At 40.4% G+C, this 19464-nt stretch carries 19 protein-coding genes; 8 read left to right on the plus strand and 11 right to left on the minus strand.

The genetic code is table 11. The annotated features are described in order from the left end of the window. Positions 1 to 29 precede the first annotated feature (29 nt). A complete protein-coding gene (locus CDC33_RS04130; protein ID WP_100901960.1) occupies positions 30 to 542 on the minus strand; it encodes a phosphate-starvation-inducible PsiE family protein in 513 nt (170 codons plus the stop codon). A gap of 106 nt (positions 543 to 648) precedes the next feature. Then, positions 649 to 2379, minus strand: a complete 1731-nt coding sequence (locus CDC33_RS04135; protein WP_109007416.1) for a diflavin flavoprotein — start codon at positions 2377 to 2379, stop codon at positions 649 to 651. A gap of 220 nt (positions 2380 to 2599) precedes the next feature. On the opposite strand from CDC33_RS04135, the gene CDC33_RS04140 reads away from it, so the two are divergent. Both CDC33_RS04140 and CDC33_RS04145 read left to right on the plus strand, forming a co-directional pair. Then, positions 2600 to 3541: a 1-aminocyclopropane-1-carboxylate deaminase/D-cysteine desulfhydrase gene (locus tag CDC33_RS04140; protein WP_109007417.1), complete on the plus strand. Its 942-nt coding sequence runs from the start codon at positions 2600 to 2602 to the stop codon at positions 3539 to 3541. 39 nt (positions 3542 to 3580) lie between these two features. Then, positions 3581 to 4732, plus strand: a complete 1152-nt coding sequence (locus CDC33_RS04145) for a hypothetical protein (protein ID WP_109007418.1) — start codon at positions 3581 to 3583, stop codon at positions 4730 to 4732. A gap of 97 nt (positions 4733 to 4829) precedes the next feature. Here the strand turns inward: CDC33_RS04145 and CDC33_RS04150 are convergent, their stop codons facing one another. Further along, entirely contained in the window at positions 4830 to 5090 is a 261-nt protein-coding gene (locus CDC33_RS04150; protein WP_109007419.1) for a hypothetical protein, read from the minus strand. Positions 5091 to 5524: 434 nt separating this feature from the next. On the opposite strand from CDC33_RS04150, the gene CDC33_RS04155 reads away from it, so the two are divergent. Beyond that, entirely contained in the window at positions 5525 to 7648 is a 2124-nt protein-coding gene (locus CDC33_RS04155) for a tetratricopeptide repeat protein (RefSeq protein ID WP_109007420.1), read from the plus strand. 67 nt (positions 7649 to 7715) lie between these two features. Here CDC33_RS04155 and CDC33_RS04160 read toward each other — a convergent pair whose 3' ends face one another. The 4 genes from CDC33_RS04160 to CDC33_RS04175 form a co-directional block, all read right to left on the minus strand. Next, entirely contained in the window at positions 7716 to 8477 is a 762-nt protein-coding gene (locus tag CDC33_RS04160; RefSeq protein ID WP_109007421.1) for a hypothetical protein, read from the minus strand. Positions 8478 to 9155: 678 nt separating this feature from the next. Next, a complete protein-coding gene (locus CDC33_RS04165) occupies positions 9156 to 9686 on the minus strand; it encodes a pentapeptide repeat-containing protein (RefSeq protein WP_109007422.1) in 531 nt (176 codons plus the stop codon). A gap of 277 nt (positions 9687 to 9963) precedes the next feature. Then, positions 9964 to 10197 (minus strand): hypothetical protein, encoded by a 234-nt coding sequence (locus CDC33_RS04170; RefSeq protein ID WP_109007423.1) that lies wholly within the window; start codon positions 10195 to 10197, stop codon positions 9964 to 9966. A 118-nt stretch (positions 10198 to 10315) separates the two neighbouring features. Next, positions 10316 to 11710, minus strand: coding sequence for a TldD/PmbA family protein (locus CDC33_RS04175; RefSeq protein WP_109007424.1), 1395 nt, complete (start codon positions 11708 to 11710; stop codon positions 10316 to 10318). Positions 11711 to 12028: 318 nt separating this feature from the next. On the opposite strand from CDC33_RS04175, the gene rbp reads away from it, so the two are divergent. After that, positions 12029 to 12349, plus strand: coding sequence for an RNA-binding regulator (gene rbp / locus CDC33_RS04180; protein WP_109007425.1), 321 nt, complete (start codon positions 12029 to 12031; stop codon positions 12347 to 12349). A 120-nt stretch (positions 12350 to 12469) separates the two neighbouring features. Beyond that, complete coding sequence (rpsU, locus tag CDC33_RS04185; RefSeq protein ID WP_109007426.1) at positions 12470 to 12661, plus strand: 30S ribosomal protein S21; 192 nt, start codon at positions 12470 to 12472, stop codon at positions 12659 to 12661. Between the two features lie 757 nt (positions 12662 to 13418). On the opposite strand, the gene CDC33_RS04190 is transcribed toward rpsU, so the two are convergent. The 3 genes from CDC33_RS04190 to CDC33_RS04205 form a co-directional block, all read right to left on the minus strand. Beyond that, on the minus strand, positions 13419 to 13586 hold the full coding sequence (locus tag CDC33_RS04190; protein ID WP_109007427.1) for a ribbon-helix-helix domain-containing protein: 168 nt from the start codon (positions 13584 to 13586) through the stop codon (positions 13419 to 13421). A gap of 616 nt (positions 13587 to 14202) precedes the next feature. Next, on the minus strand, positions 14203 to 14445 hold the full coding sequence (locus CDC33_RS04200; protein ID WP_109007429.1) for a hypothetical protein: 243 nt from the start codon (positions 14443 to 14445) through the stop codon (positions 14203 to 14205). A gap of 106 nt (positions 14446 to 14551) precedes the next feature. After that, complete coding sequence (locus CDC33_RS04205; protein WP_109007430.1) at positions 14552 to 15304, minus strand: alpha/beta fold hydrolase; 753 nt, start codon at positions 15302 to 15304, stop codon at positions 14552 to 14554. Positions 15305 to 15746: 442 nt separating this feature from the next. On the opposite strand from CDC33_RS04205, the gene CDC33_RS04210 reads away from it, so the two are divergent. The 3 genes from CDC33_RS04210 to CDC33_RS04220 all read left to right on the plus strand — a co-directional run bounded on the left by CDC33_RS04210 (position 15747) and on the right by CDC33_RS04220 (position 16675). Next, positions 15747 to 16001, plus strand: coding sequence for a type II toxin-antitoxin system Phd/YefM family antitoxin (locus CDC33_RS04210; protein WP_109007431.1), 255 nt, complete (start codon positions 15747 to 15749; stop codon positions 15999 to 16001). Next, positions 15994 to 16254, plus strand: coding sequence for a Txe/YoeB family addiction module toxin (locus CDC33_RS04215; RefSeq protein WP_109007432.1), 261 nt, complete (start codon positions 15994 to 15996; stop codon positions 16252 to 16254). Before CDC33_RS04210 ends, CDC33_RS04215 begins: the two co-directional genes overlap by 8 nt. Positions 16255 to 16372: 118 nt before the next feature. Beyond that, positions 16373 to 16675 carry a hypothetical protein gene (locus tag CDC33_RS04220; RefSeq protein ID WP_181373884.1) on the plus strand — a complete coding sequence of 101 codons (303 nt, stop codon included), beginning with the start codon at positions 16373 to 16375 and terminating at the stop codon, positions 16673 to 16675. A 73-nt stretch (positions 16676 to 16748) separates the two neighbouring features. Here CDC33_RS04220 and CDC33_RS04225 read toward each other — a convergent pair whose 3' ends face one another. Then, the gene (locus tag CDC33_RS04225) at positions 16749 to 19277 is read right to left on the minus strand and encodes a mannose-1-phosphate guanyltransferase (RefSeq protein ID WP_109007433.1); all 2529 of its coding nucleotides are present in this window, start codon (positions 19275 to 19277) and stop codon (positions 16749 to 16751) included. Positions 19278 to 19464: the final 187 nt, after the last annotated feature.

Genomic DNA, 19464 nt, shown 5'->3' on the forward strand with positions numbered 1-19464 from the left:
CCCCACTCCCCACTCCCTACTCCCTCTTTTTAATGACCATTGTTTTGTATTAATTCAGACTTGGCTCGGCTTCTATAGCGTTTAGATACTTCTTGTTCGGGATCGATACCTTCAAAGGTAGGGGGTAGCCAAACTCGGAGGAACAGTAGTACTCCCAGGACTAATAAAAAGGCACAAGTTGCTAATACTTGACTCCAACTTGTTTCTAGAACACCTTTAACAATGACTTCTCGCAAGGCAGAAACGATGGAAACTTCAACAGCTACCCCAATAGATACTCGATGTTCCTGTAGGTAAATAATCAGCAGTCGGAATAGCTCAACTAAGATAAGTAAAAAGAGAATATCGGCAGTAACAGCATGAAAATCTAGAGGCGGGAGTAACGAGAGAAACATATCTCTCACCTGAAGCACCATGAAGCTAAATAAACCGATACACAAAGAAATTACAATCACATCTTGGATAAATTCCAAGGTTCGCACGACGCGCCCACGATTGATTTCGTACATACTAATCGGGGTATTCTCAACAGATTTATACATAGTTTTTTAGAAGACGCGATGAATCGCGTCTGTACAAGAGTGGGTAGAGACGCGATTCATCGCGTCTATGGGGAGACAATGACAATGACCAATGACAAATGACAAATTAGTAATGATTGCCAATTTTGCGGTGATGAGCAGCAGTAAGTGCATGTAAATTAGCAACTCTTCCAGTTTGGACTGTGCTATAAATTACCCAATGATCTCCACAATCCATGCGGCTAGTAATTTCACATTCCATGTAAGCTAAAGCTTCAGCTAAAACGGGCGATTCATTTTTTGCTGGATATGTTTTCACTCCAGCAAAGCGGTCTGCACCAGGAGGAAAACGTTTCAGAAAATGTTTCATTAATCCTTGATATTTGCCTTCTTCTAAAACGTTTAAAACAAAGCGATCGCCAACGTGCATCAAGGATTCAATTGCCCGATCTTTGGATACTGCGATCGCTACTCCTAAAGGCTCAAGACTCGCTTGTGTCACCCAAGAAGCCAACATTGCACTCTGAATTTCTCCTTTTTTGGCGGTGATAATATACAATCCTGTACTAATCCGCCCTAAAGCTTTTTCTAGCTCCGTATTGATAGATTTGATTTGTTTTATGGTGCGATCGCGGGTCAACCATTGACCCATATCTGTCCCCGCTTCATCACAAAGCTGTTCCGTTGCTTGGGTAGGAATTTCCTTAATTAAGATAGGAGTAAAAGCTTCAGTTAATCCCAGTTCTTGAAACTTATTACGTAAAGGATAAACAGGTTCATCATCTCCTCCTCCCGACTCTAATAAACCAATTGCCTGCTTCTTGTGAACAGCAGCTAAAATTGTACTTAAAGCAGCTTGAATCATCACCGAAGATTGCGGTGGCATTGCAATTACTAAACCAGAAGCTTGTGCAACTAATTCTCGAACTTCTTGAGGCTCCGCACTATTAAGGTCTACTAATTCTACTGCTACGCCTGTTCTTGCACATCCATGCGCTATTGTACGGACTAAATGTTCACTATGCCCGTAATCTTCAACATAAAATAGAGCCACTAATGTCTCTGTTTTTGCTTGTTCTAAACTCCAGTTTTGATAGCGTCCAAGCCATTCGGAGATATAGTGTTGTAATAAAGGGCCATGTCCTGTGGCAACTGTTTTTATATCTAACTTTTCAATCCGCTTTAAAGCTGCCAAGACAGACCGGGCATTTGGCCCCATGAGACAATCATAGTAATAGTGAAAATCTTCCTCTATGGAAGTAATATTTTCATCATAGGTGTGGTCATCACAGTAGTGCATCCCAAACACATCGCAAGTGTAAAGAGTGCAAGTTTTGTGATCATAAGTCAAGATTGTGTCAGGCCAGTGTAAATTAGGTGCAGAGATAAATTCTAATTCGTGTCCGTTGCCTAAATCTAATCGCTCTCCACTTTTTACCTGAATAGATTTAAAAGGCTGGTGAACCATATTTTCTAAAAATTGAATAGCCACCTTTGCACCGACAACAGTAATGGAGGGAGCTAATTGCAAAATATCTTTCACTAAGCCACTGTGGTCTGGTTCCGTGTGGCTGATAATTAAGTAATCTATTTTAGCCGGATCAATTAATCCCGCCACTACCTCAAGATATAGATCCTCAAATTTGCGGTGAGATGTGTCAACTAAAGCAACTTTTTCTCCCTGAATTAAGAAAGAATTATAGGTTGTCCCATTGCGTAAACCAAACTCAATATCAAAACGTTCTCTATCCCAGTCGAGACAACGTATAGCAGTCGTTTGAGGAGCAATTTCAACAGTTTCAATCGTCAATCGTCCAGGATTGGAAATAACTTGAGCAAGCTGGGTGAGTGCAACCATTTCTTTTCTCCAAAAAGAATATTATCTGGAGTGAGTGTTATGTTTCCTATATTTACCTGAAATACTCAATTAGTAAAATGCCAATTTCTAAAGCTAATCATCAGAAAGATTTATTTCTCATTTTGATTGGCTTACCATTGAATTTCTCAATGTTTATCATTACTTTTATCTTCAATGATGAATTTGAGAAAATGTAAATTCTAAGTTAGAATGCTGGCACATGTCGTTAACCTTTATTGCTCCTCCTCTACAACAAATTAACAGCGAAATTGCCCGCCATGCTGGTGTTGATTTGTATGTGTTGCGCCTCGATCTCATGCACCCGTGGGTTAACGGCAACAAGTGGTTTAAGCTGAAATACAACCTTTTGGAGGCGAAGGAGAAAAATTTCACGACGTTGCTAACCTTTGGCGGCGCTTATTCCAATCACATTTATGCAACTGCGGCGGCTGGTAATCTTTTCGGTTTTCGCACCATCGGCGTAATTCGTGGCGAGGAGAGGCTACCGTTGAATCCTACGCTGAGTTTTGCTGTACAACAGGGTATGCAGCTTGTGTATCTAAGCCGCGAGATGTATCGACAGCGCAACACACCAAAGTTAGAAGAATATCTGCAACAACGTTTTGGTGAGGTATTTATCATTCCCGAAGGCGGGAGTAATTTAAATGGTGTGCGCGGCTGCACAGAGATAATTGATCGTGCGATCATCACATTTGATCGTATATGCGTAGCCTGCGGTACAGCTACCACATTAGCAGGTATTGCGCTTTCGTTGCATGAAGGACAAAGAGCGATCGCTTTTCCCGTTCTAAAAAATGGCGCATTTCTCGCCCAAGAAATCGAAAGTTTATTGACAAATTACCTCGCCTCTGGTTTACCCGCACCATATACTTCTCCCGCTTCCTGGGAATTGGTATGTGATTACCACTTCGGCGGCTATGCAAAGATGAACAACGATCTGCTATTTTTCAGCCAGCAGTTCACAAAGGAACATGGCGTACCCCTCGATTACGTATATACCGCCAAAATGTTTTACGGAGTGATGGATTTACTAAAGCAGGGATTTTTTTGTAAAGGCGATCGCTTACTGCTGGTACACACAGGCGGCTTACAGGGCAACGTTGGCATGGAAGAAAGGTTGCAGAGGTTTTCTAAAATCTGAGTTGCCACTTAATTACAATTTAGGAAAATTAGGGAAGTTTTGGCTAATTACAAAATTTCCTTTATTGAGTTACGAGGTATTGAAGTTGCAGAAGTATGCCAAATATTTGAGCGGATTAATCAAGCTGGCAAACTTTTGAATATCTTTGATATTGTGGTAGCTAAGACTTTTCGGATTGAGGACAAAAAGAATAATATTTCTGGGTTTTACCTTCGGGAATTAATTAATAATCTTAGAGAGTCTATTGCTAACAGTCAATATGCAAGAGTTGATGATTGGACATTGCTCCAGATGCTAGCTGTAGTAATAAAACTTGAATTTCCCGAAGCTGGGATACAAAATATTACTGATATGTATCTTAATAAGCTAAAAACAGAACATATTGAAGCTGTATGGTCTAATTTTAAAATAGCCGTTGCTAAAACTTTTGATTTCTTTGATAATATTTTGCATATAAAGGGTGGAAGATTAATTCCTTACCGATATTTATACCTGACTATTACAGCATACTTTTATCGGAATGATAAACCAGATTATAGTTTTTTAAATAAGTATTTTTGGTATTATAGTTTTCATAATGCAGATTTACTAACAAATACTACTCACCTCTGGCAACATATATACTTTGTTAATCAACAAAAGGCTAATAGTACTTCTTCATTCAATAAATTTGATATTGATAAGAATTCTCTAAGAAAATCTTTCTACAGTTATAAAGGTCGCTTATCCAGAGCAATACTATCACTTTATGCAAACCACAAGCCGCAAGATTGGGCAAAACCTCATAGAGATGTTTTGTCTGATGTTTATTATTTGCTAACAGATAAACCTAACTTACACCATATATTTCCAGTTAACTTTATTAAGCAAAGTGGCATTGCTAGCCAAATAGAATGTGACAGCTTGATGAATATTGCCTATCTGTCTCAAATCACTAATTTGAAAATTAGCGATAGAAATCCATTAAATTATCTCAAAGAATATGACGAGCCTGATTTAGAAACAGTGCTACGCTCTCATCTTATACCAACGATTATTCTTGAATGGTCAAGAGCCGATGTACTTCCTGAAAACGCCCTAACAATTTTTATTGAAGAAAGGATAAACCTGTTATTAGAGGCTTTGAGACTAAAGTTAGAAGGGATTGAATTTAATATTTTTGATATGGGTAATCACTATATCCCTAAATAAAAGATAACAAAGAGCGTTCCGCAATTGGGAACGCTCTTTTTTGATAAATTCTATTCAGATAATATGAATTTAAATTGAAAATTGCTAATTCTTAAAATTAGGCATGGAGATTTGCTTGTTCTTCCAACCAAGGATCTACAGGTTGCCCATCTTTGCGCCGTAATTCAATTTCCACTACCATCACTTCTTTAGAACCAGGAGGCGCAGGTTTTTTATGGAAAAGAATGTCATAATCTTCTGGATTGTGTTTGTGTTCTTTCAACCATTCCTGTACCTTGGTGGTGGCAAAAAATGATTGCCCCTGTTCAAACATTCGAGTAATCTGCAATTGTAGTGTGTAAGGATTTATCCGACCCATTTTCTACCGCCTTTGTTAAGTTAATTGTAGGACAAGTAATCTGCTTACTCTAGATAATCTAATGTTAGTGCGAAGTACGCACATCTGACACTTTGCATACTGCTATCTGTAGAAACAAAGTCCGAACTTAGTTTGATGAATGCTCTCAGAAAGCGCCTATTTTGCTGCAATTTGTCTTCCAGAGGTTAACAAATTATTATTTGTGGTGTTTGGTTTTCACCTAGTAATGTTATAATGTTATCTCTAAAAAATGTTGAAAACTTGACTGCGCTCCACGACTGAAGTTGTACGTACAGTAAGGGCGAAGGAACAGATTAGTTAAGGATTATTCAGCATTTTCCACTCCCTTTACAACATTTTACTACTTAATTCTGTTATAGATTGGAGAGAGGCACGCCGCTTCAAAAACTGACCAACAGACTGAGATGGTTGTTATGAAGAGCAAAAATAAACCTGTTTTCGCTTTAATTGTAAAAAGCACTATTGTCTTTTTACCCTTACTGCTGTCCCCTGGAATTGCCAGTGGACAATCTGCACCATCACCTTCCCCAGCACTAACTCCTGCTTTGGTGTTATCGAATCAGGAACGGGAAGAATTAGCGCGACTAAGAGCGGAAAAGGGAATTCAACAGCAAGTCCAATCTGATTTTAATAGCGCTTTTAGTCGGACAACTATCTTACTCAATGTCTGGCTAGTTATATTAAGTCTATTTCCAGTCGCAATTATTGCTTTATTTTGGCTCCTGCGACGGGTGGTAATCCGTGAAATTGTTGATAGAGCTATGCAACAATTACAGGGAATGGAAAAATTGCAAAATCAGCTAGCCAGTGCTAAACAAGAGGCTGAAAATCTTATTCAAGAAGCTAAAAAAATAAATTATGAATTAGAAGAGGAAACGGCTAATTTACAAGAAGAGATTAAAAACGAACAAAAAAAATATTTATCTAACCTTACATCTGAACTAAATTTAGCTAAATCACAGGTATTAAGTAGATTAGAAACTGAACTTAAAAAATCTCAAGAAAATATACAAACTTTAGAGTCAGAATTTGCTTCTGGGCTATCTAAGTTAGAGTTTGATGCTCAACAAAAAAGAGATATAGCGCTAGATAATCTAGGAAAAGTAGCATCTGTAATTGCAGAAGAACTATCTAATTTAAAGTTAGGTGTGCAACAACAGCAACAACTAGCTGTTGCTGATTTAGAAGTATCAAGGTCTGAGTTTATATCTCAACTTTTTGGATGGCAGTCTGATGCTCAAAAGCAAAAGGATATAGCTATTGAAAGTTTAACAAATTTGCAGTCAAAATTTGCGGAAGAATTATCTAAATTACAGGTAAATGCTCAGAAACAAAAAGATATCACAGTTGATAATTTAGGAAGATTAGATCAGGAATTAAAATTTCAATTATCTGAATTACAGGTAGATGCTCAAGAACAAAAAAACAAAATTATTGAGAGTTTAACAACATTGCAGTCAGAATTTGCAACTCAACTATCTGAATTACAAGTAGATGCTCAAACACGCAAAGAGCTAATCATTGAAAATTTAGAAAAATCAGGTTCTGAGTTTACTTCGCAATTCTCAGATTTACAATGGAATGCTCAACAGCAAAAGATTCTAATTTTGGAGAAGTTAGAAAGACTAGAAGCTGAGTTTGTCTCTCAACTCTCTGAGTTACAATTGGATGCCCAAGAAAGAAAGGATCTCATCCTTCAGGAACTAACTGAAATTACACCTAAATCTATCCTAGAGGCGGTGAATTATGAAGTTGACGTTGAGATGAAAGCTGCATCCATCCCAGAGGTTGTAAATTCTGAAGTTGAGGAAGAAATACAAGAACAGCCACAACAACCAGAATTCACTGCTGATGAGTATGTACAACAGGGAGATGAGCTATTTTCCCAAAAGCGCTATGAAGATGCGATCGCAGCTTACAACCAAGCGGTTAAAATCCAAGCTGATGAACCTGTAACTTGGTTAAAACGAGGTCTAACTCTAGGGAGATTGAAACGCTATAAAGATGCGATCGCATCATACAATAAAGCTATTGCGATTCAACCAGATTATCATCAAGCTTGGTGCGATCGCGGCGTTGCTTTTGGGAACTTACAACAGCATCAGCAAGCCTTTGACTCATTTGATAAAGCTACACAAATCAAGCCTGATGATGCAGTTGCTTGGTTAAATCGCGGTCTTTCCCTAGTTGCATTAGAACAATATGAAGAGGCAATAGCATCTTTTGAGAAAGCGCTGGAATTCCAACCCAATTCTCCCAAAATCTGGGATAAACGCGGTTATACCTTGGTAAGATTGGGACGCGATGATGAAGCGATCGCTAGTTTTAACAAAGCCTTAGAAATTAACCCAGATTATGCTAGTGCCTATTATAACAAAGCAGCCTGTTACGCACTGCAAAGACAAGTTGAACTATCTCTGTTCACTTTACAACAAGCAATTGAACTTAATCCCAGGTATAAAGAAGACGCAGTAACTGACCTAGATTTTGATGACATTGCCGATGATGAACGCTTTAAAGAGTTAGTTGAACAGTAAAAATCTAAAAGGCATTGGGCATTAGTTATTCCACCCCTGCTCCCCCTGCTTCTCTTCCCCCCACTCCCTACTCCCCACTCCCCCCAACTGGCGGATTCTGTTCCCCAGACATCGCTTTGAGTTTAGATGTAAAAGACTCAGAGCGATCGCTTTTTTCTGGAGTAAATTGCCCGATTGGGGCATGAATGGGAGCAGGTGGGAGTAGTTTTGGCTGTCGTTGATGAGGAATTGGTGATGGTGAAGGCGGTGTACTTTCTTGTGAAGCTTGCCTTTGGCTGATGGCAGATGATAACTGAAACGTTGTTGAAGAAGCAAATTTTCCCGAAACGGCAGACTTCAGGACAGTTTTATTGTCTTTAACTTCCTCCTTCGTTTCTTCATCTACAGATGTTTTTTGTTCGGAACTTTTCAGTTGTAGAGTTGCAGTATTGCTGTGTTGATAGCCGTTGCGAACCTTAGCAGGTGGTAATTGAGGACTCGTAACTTTCTCTACAGTGGGGTTTTTCTTCGCTGGCGGTAGAGCTGGCGCAGGCGATGAAGTCAAGCTTTGGGGAAATTTGCTACAAATCATCCGTTCAAATTCCATGTTGAAATGATATGTAGCCTGATCTCGGCGCTGCCAAAATACTAAAATTTGCTGCACAGAAACAGCTTTATAACGACCTTGATATAGTGCCTCAATCACTGCCAGGTGTAGCCAATTAAGCGGGTATTGAGTTTGCCAACGCTCAACTAGCTCATTGGCAGTATAGCCACTGAGATCGAAACTATAGTTAATTAACAAGGCGATCGCTAAGTTGGCAGAGGTGTCTGGAAGTGTTGTTAACATGGGGCTATTAGCTTTAGGCAATAGGTCTAAGATTTGTCACCCATCGCATATTAGCCTAACGTGCTTTTAACTACATGGTTTTTTTCCCAAGAGTACCAAGCCGATAAGCAGTGTTTCCTATTTTACTTGTCAACTTCCAGAATGCAACCCTATATAGACTGATTTAATGACAGATATTTGCCCAATGGCTACTAATGCCTGATAAACCATTTCTGTGCTGCAACTTTGGCGCGTGTTACCGGACATGAAGGTGCAAGCAGATTGGAATCTAAATAGTTGACAAATGTCTCCTATTTTAATGTGGAGGCAACAGCTTTCCGGCATAGTCGATAATGCTATGATAAATCGTTATAAACTTCTAAAATATCGCTATAAGCCTAAAAATCCTTGGGTACGTCTGTAAAATCAGGTACTGAGATTTTGGGAAAACGATTAATTGCCACTAAAGTTACATACTGGACGCGAATCAACCCCTTCTCTAAGAGTCGCTACGCAAGCTGGAAAGTCTAAAACAACACATTTACTCATTCAAAATTAAGAACGCAATAAATTTAGGGCTGCTGCATCCCTTTTTGAATGCATGAATACGTGAATTCAAGCGTACTCCTACGGAGAAGCAAGCTACGCGTAGCGTCTCGTAGAGAAGCGAGTGGTCATGGGTTTATCTGGCTGGTAGTGTCACACATTCTCATCCAAGATTGTTCCTTCTATATTGGCTCCATCCAAATTTGCTCCGCTTAAATTTGTCTGGTTTAAATCTGCTTGAGTGAGATTTGCCTGGGATAAGTCGGCTACAGTTAAGTCTGCACCGCTCAAATTGGCTCCATCTAAATTCGCCGCTATCAAACTAGCTTCCTGCAAATCCGCTTCACTCAAGTTAGTGTCAATCAGTTTCGCAACCGTCAAATCAGCCTGACTCAAATTAGCTCCATCCAAAATAGCTTCATCCAAAATAGCTCCATCCAAGATAGCTCCGCTTAAGTTGCTACCACTGAGGTCAGCATTGCTCAAATTTGCTCCATTTAAGTCTGCCTCAATCAAACTGGCTTGGGCTAAATTAGCGTGACTTAGATTAGCTCCATCTAAAATTGCTTTATCCAAAATTATGCCACTGAGATTGGCTTCCCTTAAGTTTGCCTCGCTCAAGTTGATACCAGTAAAGTCTCTGACACCTGCGGCATAGTTTTTCAGGAGTTGATCTGCTTTCATATCTGTCGCTGTGTTAAGGAACGTTTAATTGATGCTATCCAGCTTACTCAGATAGGCAGTAAATCCCCAGCACGCGCCACGGAGGATTGGTGTAGTGAATCAAACCGGAGTGAATATCGAATCACCTTTGTCTAGATTAGCCATCCTCAACTACTGGCGCTACTACCTAGAGTTGTGATTTTTTTTCATACTTGGGAGGGATGTTGAAGAATTTAAAAACTTAAACAACGGAATGCTTCCGACTAATAGTCTGTCAAGCTAGTTTTGATGGTTGGTACTAAATACAGCATTTCATTAATTTGTAGCAAATTAAATTTGGCAATGCTAATGCATCGGCTAACAATGCCAACGCATCGGCTAACAACGCCAATGCATCGACTAACAACGCCAATGCATCGACTAACAACGCCAACGCATCGGCTAACAATGCCAATGCATCGACTAACAATGCCAACGCATCGGCTAACAATGCCAATGCATCGACTGACAATACTAATGCGTCCCATTGCATTAAAAACGCTACGATTTTACGCAAAGCTGTACTAAGTACTTTAGTGCTTAAAAAATGAGTACTAAAGTGCTTACTACAAACTTGTCTAATACAGACTTTATGCTACAACGGTTGAGGTTTACGTTTCCCCACCAACCACTACATCTCGAATTCGCAGACTAGGGCCACCACAACCTACTGACAAACCATTTTGCCCTCCCTTACCGCAACCGCCAGATTCATCCCAGTAAAAATCATCACCAATTGCCTCAATATCCGCTAAAGTTTGGAATACATTTCCCGAAAGCGTTACATCCCGCACAGGTTCAGCAATTTTGCCGTTCCTAATCATCCACGCTTCCCCAGCACTGAAGGTGAACATTTCCCCATTCGTCATCCCACCCAACCAATTGCGGGCATACACTCCTTCTTTGATATCGCTGAATAAGTCTTTGACTGGTGTTTTACCCCGTTCAATCCAGGTATTTGTCATCCGCACAATGGGAGTAAAGTGATAGTTGAGACAACGAGCGTTACCCGTAGGCGCTTCCTCCAATTTGCCTGCGGTTTCACGAGAATGTAAACGTCCAACTAAAACTCCATCTTTAATTAGTTGAGTAGTAGTAGCAGGCGTACCTTCATCATCGTAAAAATAGCTACCGCGATGTCCCTCTGGGGCAGCACCATCAAAAATTTGCAGTTCTTCTGGGCCAAATCGGCGTCCGATGGTCATGACTTCCAGAAGATCGGGGTTTTCGTAAGCCATATCGGCCTCAGAAAGATGTCCAAAGGCTTCGTGGACAAACAAACCCGTGAGAATTGGGTCAATTACAACGGTGTAAGTATTGCCTTTCACCGATGGCAGAGATAAAGCTGCGATCGCTCTTTGAGCGGAACTTTTTACCTGTTCATCCAAATCAGTTAAATCTTCATAAGCTTTGCGAGAGCCAGTAGTTTCCCGTCCAGTTTGTACGGTTTCGCCATTTCTGGCAGTAGCCGCAAAGCGCATTTCCATATCCACCCAAGATTGCTCGATCAAAGTGCCTTCTGAGGTAGCTATGATCACTTTTTGGGCGCTGTCACCGTAACGCACCGAGGTAGTGGTAATCCGGGGATCAACACTTTTGAGCAATTCAGTATAGCGATCGCACAATTGTTTTTTCTGCGAGAGTGGGATTTGTCGGGGATCAGTGCCTTTTAAGGGTAGAATGCATACTGCCTGCACAGGGTCAATAGGTGCAAGTAAAGTTTCTTCATCACCAACCATCCGCGCCGCAGCGATCGCTTCTTCTATGCGATCTTTGATTGTCGCCAGTTGGTTAAAGCAGCTCAAACCCCATCCACCTTTATAACAAGCGCGAATATGTCCACCAATGGAGATGCCAACGCTTAGGGTTTCTACCTTGTCGCCACGCAACAAGATATCAGTCCCTTCTGCTTCTTCAAGGCGAATCATCAGATAATCTACACGCTCAGAGTAGCGGGCGATCAGGTCAGAAAGTAAATTTTGTGCGTCAGCAAGTGTAGTCGGCATTTCCAATTAGTAACAATGACTAACTGCATTTATTTTGCAATTAATTGGGGAATATCTGCTACTCAATATTAGGAGTTGCTCATGAGGGGGTAAAAGAAGATCACACAGACAAGCAGAAAAACCAATGCTCCATGCCTTATCTTTAGTACTTCTGAGTTACGGTGGGTAAGAACTCAATGATGTGCTAAGGTAATTAGGTGAGAATAAAATTCGGTTACAGCGTTTGTTTTTAGTATTGACAGGCTTTTCCCTTTTGGTCTTAACAAGCTTGTCTCCGAAATCTAAATCTCTACACACCTATGATTTTGGAGATAACGCATGTCAATTTATGTAGGTAATCTATCCTACGAGGTCACACAAGAAGACCTCACCTCTGTTTTTGCTGAACATGGTTCTGTAAAACGCGTTCAGTTGCCTACTGACCGTGAAACAGGCCGTCCACGCGGCTTTGCTTTCGTAGAGATGGGTACAGAAGCTGAAGAAACAGCCGCCATTGAAGCTCTTGATGGTGCTGAGTGGATGGGACGCGATCTCAAAGTGAACAAGGCCAAACCCAAAGAAGACAGAAGTGGTTCCTTTGGTGGTGGTGGTGATCGTCGCGGCGGCGGCGGTGGTGGATACAACCGAGGACGCTACTAAGCTTTAAGATCAAAAATTAAGTTTTAACGTTTTAAGGGCAGATAATGAATCTGCCCTTTTTGCGCTTCGGTCTACTGGATAGCTTAAAATTGCCCAGTACCAATTAAGTAGGAGATGAAAATGACCCAAGTATTTGTGGGCGAAAATGAAGGAATTGAGTCAGCCTTACGTAGATTTAAGAGGGAAGTTTCCAAAGCAGGTATTTTTCCAGATATGAGAAAGCATCGTCACTTTGAAACGCCTTTAGAAAAACACAAGCGCAAAGAAGTTGCAAGGCACAAACAACGTAAGAGAAATTTCCGTGCCAATTAAAAATAAGCGATACTTACACTAAGGTACACTAACACACTCTCTCATTAGATTCTTAACTGTCGAAGAGGCGATCGCTGTACTGCTACGTATAAAATCTAAAAGGTAGGTTTTGGCAAAGGCATTACTGATTATAGGATGGGCATGTAAATAACGGTGTGTCCCCCAACTGCAAAAAAACTTTTGATTGTTACTTCCAGGATGGCGATCGCTACGCTGAATCTACGAAAATTTGACTGAAAAATTTATTTTTGGCATTCCCTTAGTAGTCTAAAAGACTTTAAAAGATTCGTCTTGGAAAGTTGAGTCAAGACTTTGGGCAAGTAATACTCGAATTGCAACCCTTCTTAGTTAGGAGAAGCGTAAGAAGTAGCATAGAAAACCCAAATTGGTCGGGGCTGGTGAGATGGAAATTAGGCATACATCCATTCCCAGTGACGCACACTATATAGTAGTCGAACTGGAGGGTTTGGGCAGGAATACTTTTACCCCTGCCTTCAAACTCCCCTAGTGATTTTCCTCGAATCCGCAGGTACTAAAGACAATGAGAACAGACAGGTTTGCGGATCTTTGTAGATGAACTATTAGCTCAAAACTATCCATATTGGGCATGGCTAAATGAGCAGAATCACATTTTAGTTGTGTTATTTGCTAATTATAGTGCCTGTTTACGGGAAAATCATTGATAAGTGTGAAACACTATCTTTGACTCAGGAATTGAGATGTGCCCATCATGATTCTATTTTTTGTTGAGTATGATTTAGTAAGTTTGGGGCACTTTTTCCTCTTGAATAGAAAGAGAGCGAATTAACTCCCGAATAACATCGGTTGCTGGTCTTCCCGTCATTGAACAATATTGTTCAAGCTTCTGTGCCTCACTTGATGTGAGATTGATTGTAAGTCGTTTAGCAGCCCATTTTTTATTCATGTAGTAGACAGACAAACTATATTTTTAAACTACTTCTCTAATATCAATCTTTTAAGATGCTACTACAATGGTATAACTAATGACATTTAATTTAAGTAATCATGAAGAAACATATTATGTTTTTCTAAGCAATAGTGAAGAGGTAGAGTGTATTCTCAAATATGAAGTTTAGCTCCTTTTAGGGGAATAATTATAAATAGAATGTAAAAGGAATATTAAAGTAAGAGGCTATTTATAAAGTAAATCTAAAGGGAAAACTCAGTAGAAGACTAACTCGATGATACAAATAGAGAGTACATCTATTGGAACAATGTTTCACAAGACATATTCTACCGATCTCAGCAATGCTGAATGCAGAATCCTTGCTCATCTGATTCCAGAAGCGAAACGGGTGGTCATATTATCACTCCCGGTTCGCCCATTTTTTCAGAAGTTAGATAAAAGTGAGCAAAAGCGTAAAGGCAGAAATCATGTCTCAGTATGAAGAGTTCGATATAACAACGAACAGCTTGTTTAAGGGATAGTAGAGAAGAAATTTGATTAGTCACGTAAACACGCCAACCTAACAATTTAATTTGTTGCGTAACTGCTGATTCTAAAATCTCAAAATCTAGATTTATAGATGTTGATTCTCTCGTTTGAGGTAGTCTATCAAGATACTTCCTAGTTGTTTTTTGATGTTTTGTAACTTGAAGATTAACCAAATTATTGCGATGCTTCCTAAGCTTTCACCTTCCCAATTTCCATGTTTGGGAAAGTGCTTATCAATGAGTTCTTTTACACCCATGCGCTCTAATTGTCTTAGCAGTACAGGTATATCATCTACTCGCTCGTTGGTAATTATAGGTTCTGTATTCATAAACCCGAACATATACCTACTCTGTACCTTTGGATATATGTCGTTGGATATACTTTTTCCTGCTTGTTTTCTCTAACTCATAAAAAAATGGGCGAACCGGGAGTTATTAATTTATAGAACTGCTAAAAGATAGTGCAGATGCTTCCAATAGATGCGGATGGTGGTGTTGCCAAAAACTTAAAATCTCTTCACCAACCTGTTGAGGATAGAAATAGTGAAAAAAATGATATCCTTCTGGGCATTCCCAGAGTTTATCTTCTGGCTTCAACCAATTCAACCAGTCATGCAATACATTTGAGTTGACTACCGGATCGCTCTTGCTACCACATACCATCATTGGCATAGAAACTCCACCTTTGGGTAAATAAACTAACTTAAATAAAGAGTGTGACGAGGGAGATTGTTCTAAATCTTTATCTAAGGCAGCTACTAACTTTTTAGTGGTATGAGGCGGTTGATTTCCAAATAGACTGCGAACGCTGCTTGCTAAAACTAGCTCACGGCTGATACTAAAAAGCTGTCTTTGAAAGTAATAATGAGCTTGCCAATTGTTTGCAGGTTGAGCAGCTACAGCCAGCAAGGTGAGCGATCGCACTTTTTCGGGAAATCTACGCGCAAAGCTTAAAGCGATCGCACCACTCATACCATGACCTGCCAAATGCACGGGGCGATCGCGCCATTCTAAAAACTCATACAGCAACTCCACAGCTTGATCTATGGAACTGGCTTCATCTTTGGTTTGCTGGTATTCCCACTGGGCGATTTTCATATACCCAGATAAGTATTCAAGCAATGGTTTATCAAAACGTTTCAAAATAGGGCTGGCATTTAACCACAGAACATCAAATGAATCAGACATAAATACCTATAACTTCTAAATTATCACTTTCAGTAGGGGCATACAGCTGTGCGTCCCTAATCTCTACAAACTAACCGCACTACCAAACTCATCCCGAATTTTTTCAGCATCAGATTCAGTGTTGCCAGTTTAAGTACCAGAGAATAGATCGATTTTTTTCGACATATTGTCAACCTGATATATAGTTTTACGATTCTCCTTCCCTGCGGGACGCTACGCGAACGCAAGCAATAATTTACGCAAGGATACTTATTTGCCTTGCTTGTTGAAATTTATTATGGGCTTAATGACTTTCTATCTCAATAAACTTAAAGATATCGTATCAGACTTATTGCAAGTATTTATCATTTAATTTGATTGAAGTTTTGTAAAGTATTTCAGGAAACAAACAAATTAAAGAAAAAGCTATACTTGTACAATAAAGAGTACAAGTTGTGGCAAGATGAAAGTTATCTCTTTTAGCGAGGCGAGAAATAGCCTGAAGACGGTTTTAGATCGGGTGACGGAAGATGCCGACTATACGATCATCACCAGACGGGATGCGGATGATGCGGTGGTGATGTCGCTGGAGTTTTTCAATAGTCTGATGGAGACTGTGCATTTACTGAAGTCTCCGACAAATGCAGCCCATTTAGAACGTTCTATTGCTCAATTTAAGCAAGGGAAAGTGGTGGAGCGAGATTTGCTCAATGACTAGAATGCTGGCATGGACAGATGAGGCTTGGGCTGATAATCTTTACTGGCAAGGGCAAGACAAGAAGACACTCAAAAGAATCAATAAATTGATTCAAGAGACGATGCGGATGCCTTTTGAGGGTATAGGTAAGCCAGAACCTCTACGGGAAAATTTAGCTGGCTTTTGGTCGCGGCGAATTGATGATGCAAATCGTTTGGTTTATGCGGTGGAGGATGTTTATCTAACGATTATTTCTTGTCGATACCATTATTAAACTCTATCGACTCAAACTAAGTGCCTTACGATATCCTTACAAAATGTTCCTGATGATTACTGGTTTCAAAAATTACTTCTGTAAAGGAAGCTAGAGGAAGTAAATTTTTTGTGCATTTATGAAATTAATCCAAATACTAAAAGTAGCTGTAATTCCTGTTTTGACTGTATTTGGCTTTGTGTCTGCATCAAACATAGCACTAGCCGACTACTTAAATAGTCAGGGGTCAGGAGGTGATTACCGTTATGAATTATGGGCTACCGATGATAATAATTATTACTATTTGAAAGTTTGGCTATATGAAGCAAGTCAAAACAGTGACCCATATACCACAACTAGAAGTTTTACCTCTAGTAGAGAAGCTTTAATTTATTTTGATTGTAGTTACGCTGAGAAAAATTTACCAGAATGTTCTCAATGAGAATTTTGAACCGCCCTCAAAATAATTCGTAATTCGTAATTGAATTCTTTAATTACGAATTACAAATTACAAATTACGCTTCAGCTGGTTGATATTCTTGTTGTCTTTCTACAAAAGTCTGTACACGGGTGCGGTAGTTTCTCACAGTCTCATCTACCCATTCGCGATCGTTGCTATTTGCATACAAATGCACCAGTGGTTCGCTGGCATCTGGTAAAACTAACAGCCAACTGTCATCGTAGGGTTGACAGATTTTCACTCCATCGATAAGTTCTAGGTTTTGGGCTGGATGAGTTTCGACTAAGTAACGCATCAAAGCACCCTTAGCTGTCCACGGGCAGCGTATTGTATAACTTTTGTGAATTACACGGGGCAATTCTGACCGCGCAGCAGCAAGCGATCGCTCTTGTATAGTCAACATCTCAATTATCTTCGCAATGCAGAACATAGAATCAAATCCCGGATGCAGTTGCGGGAAAATAAAACCAGTATCTCCACTACCTCCTAGTACCACATTCGGGTTTTTCTGACAAGCTTCCATTAAAGCTGTAGGGTTGGCTTTAGTACGAATCACTCTACCATCGTGGCGGCGGGCGACTTGTTCAATAGCACTGGAAGCATGAACTGGCACTACTACCGTTCCTCTGGGGTTAGCCGTCAGAATCATGTCTACCATCAGTGCTGTTAACATTTCCCCACGGATTGGGTAGCCTGATTCATCAACTAAAATTAGTTGTTCTCCATTAGCGGATACTTGCACACCAAAGTTTGCTTTCAATGCCTCCACTACATGACCTAACTGAGTCAGCAATCCTTCGCGATCGGTAATTGACATCGCCGTTTTATTGACACTGGCATTCAGTACCACTGCATCAGCGCCAAATTTATCCAACATTTGGGGTAAAACTGCCCCCGATACTGCATAAACATAGTCAATCACAACTTTTGCGCGGCTGTTACGGAGTGTATGAACATGCAACAGTTTCTCAAAAGCAGTGCAGTAGCGATCCATGACTTGGCTAGGATAAGATACATCGCCAATTTCATGAATTAGCGCCCGCCGCATATCTTCCTTAAAATAAGCCCCTTCAATTTTCTTTTCCAGGGCTTTGGTGATATTAATCCCCTTGGCATCCATGAATTCAATCAAAATGTAGTCAGGGCGATCGGGGTGTACCCGCACATGAATACCACCAGCTACCGACATTGTGGGTATAACCGTGCGGGCAATGGGGATAGCTGTAGCATCGAGGTTTTGAATATCAATACCTACTGACATCAAACCAGCAATCAGCGATCGCGTCACCATCCGAGAGATATTACGCTGGTCACGGGAAACCGTTACCTTAGAACCAGGTTTTAACGTAGAACCGTAAGCAGATCCCAGTTTCACGGCGAATTCTGGGGTGATGTCAATATTAGCTAATCCTTGGACACCACGTTGACCGAATAAATTCCGTTGGGCGGTATTTCCCCAAATCAAATTAATGTTTAAAACTGCCCCTGACTCAATTTTTTTACTGGGCCAAACGCGCACACCGGGGCTAATTTGGGCTTCTTCTCCCACCGTGGAAAGCGAACCCACAACAGCAGCTTCTAATACATGGGCGCGGCGGTCTACACGAGCGCCACGGGAAATTACACAAGCAGAAAGATGTGCTTCATCACCAATAAATGCCCCATTCCACACTATCGGACGTTTGAGATTTGCATCAGCGCCAATAGTGACATTATCACCAACTACGGTTCCTGCTTCAATCTGGACTCTTGCACCGATGCGGCAATTATCACCAATCACTGCTGGAGTTTCAATCACAGCCGTCTGGTCGATATAAGTATTTTGGCCCACCCATAACTCATGAGAAACTTCTTTATAGGCAAAATCGAGATTTACCTTCCGATCTAGTGCATCATATTGAGCTTCCCGATAAGCATCTAAGTGACCAACATCACACCAGTAACCTTGAGCAATGTAACCATACATTGGCTCATCTTTTGCTAGGAGTAAGGGGAATAAGTCTTTAGAAAAGTCACATTCAATATTTGCTGGCAGATATTCTAAAACTTCTGGTTCGAGAATGTAAGTACCAGTGTTGACGGTATCGGAAAAAATTTCACTACTAGAAGGTTTTTCTAAAAACCGCCGAATTCGTCTTTCCTCATCGGTAATCACCACCCCAAACTCAATCGGGTTGGGAACCCTGGTTAAAATCAAAGTAGCTTTCGACTTATTTTGTTTGTGAAATGCGATCGCAGCCGTGAGGTCAAAATCTGTTATGCTATCGCCGCTAATGACTAAAAAAGTTTCATCAAGAAGTTCAGCAATGTTTTTCACACAGCCTGCTGTACCTAGAGGCTGATCTTCTTCGACGGCATAAGTCATTTGGACACCAAAATCACTGCCATCTTGAAAATAGTCTCGCAAGACATCAGGTAAATAATGCAATGTCGCAATAACTTCTGTAATTTGATGTCGTTTGAGGAGATTGATAATATGTTCGGCTATTGGTCGATTAAGGATCGGCACCATCGGTTTAGGCAGATCGCAAGTTAACGGGCGAAGCCGCGTTCCCGAACCCCCCGCCATTAGTACTGCACGCATAAATCCTCCTTAACTTAGTTACAGCCTTCGCTGCTTGAAAACGTGTCAGATATATTTTCTTCTTCTTTATCTAGTCTGCTATGGATATCGATATTTGAGGAACTTCCACAAGATGCATTACCGCAGGGCGGAAGTCAAAAATCAAAAGTCAAAAGTCAAAAATTTTGTACAAGGCTTTTGCAATATC

The organism is Nostoc commune NIES-4072, from assembly GCF_003113895.1.
Classification (GTDB): Bacteria; Cyanobacteriota; Cyanobacteriia; order Cyanobacteriales; family Nostocaceae; genus Nostoc; species Nostoc commune.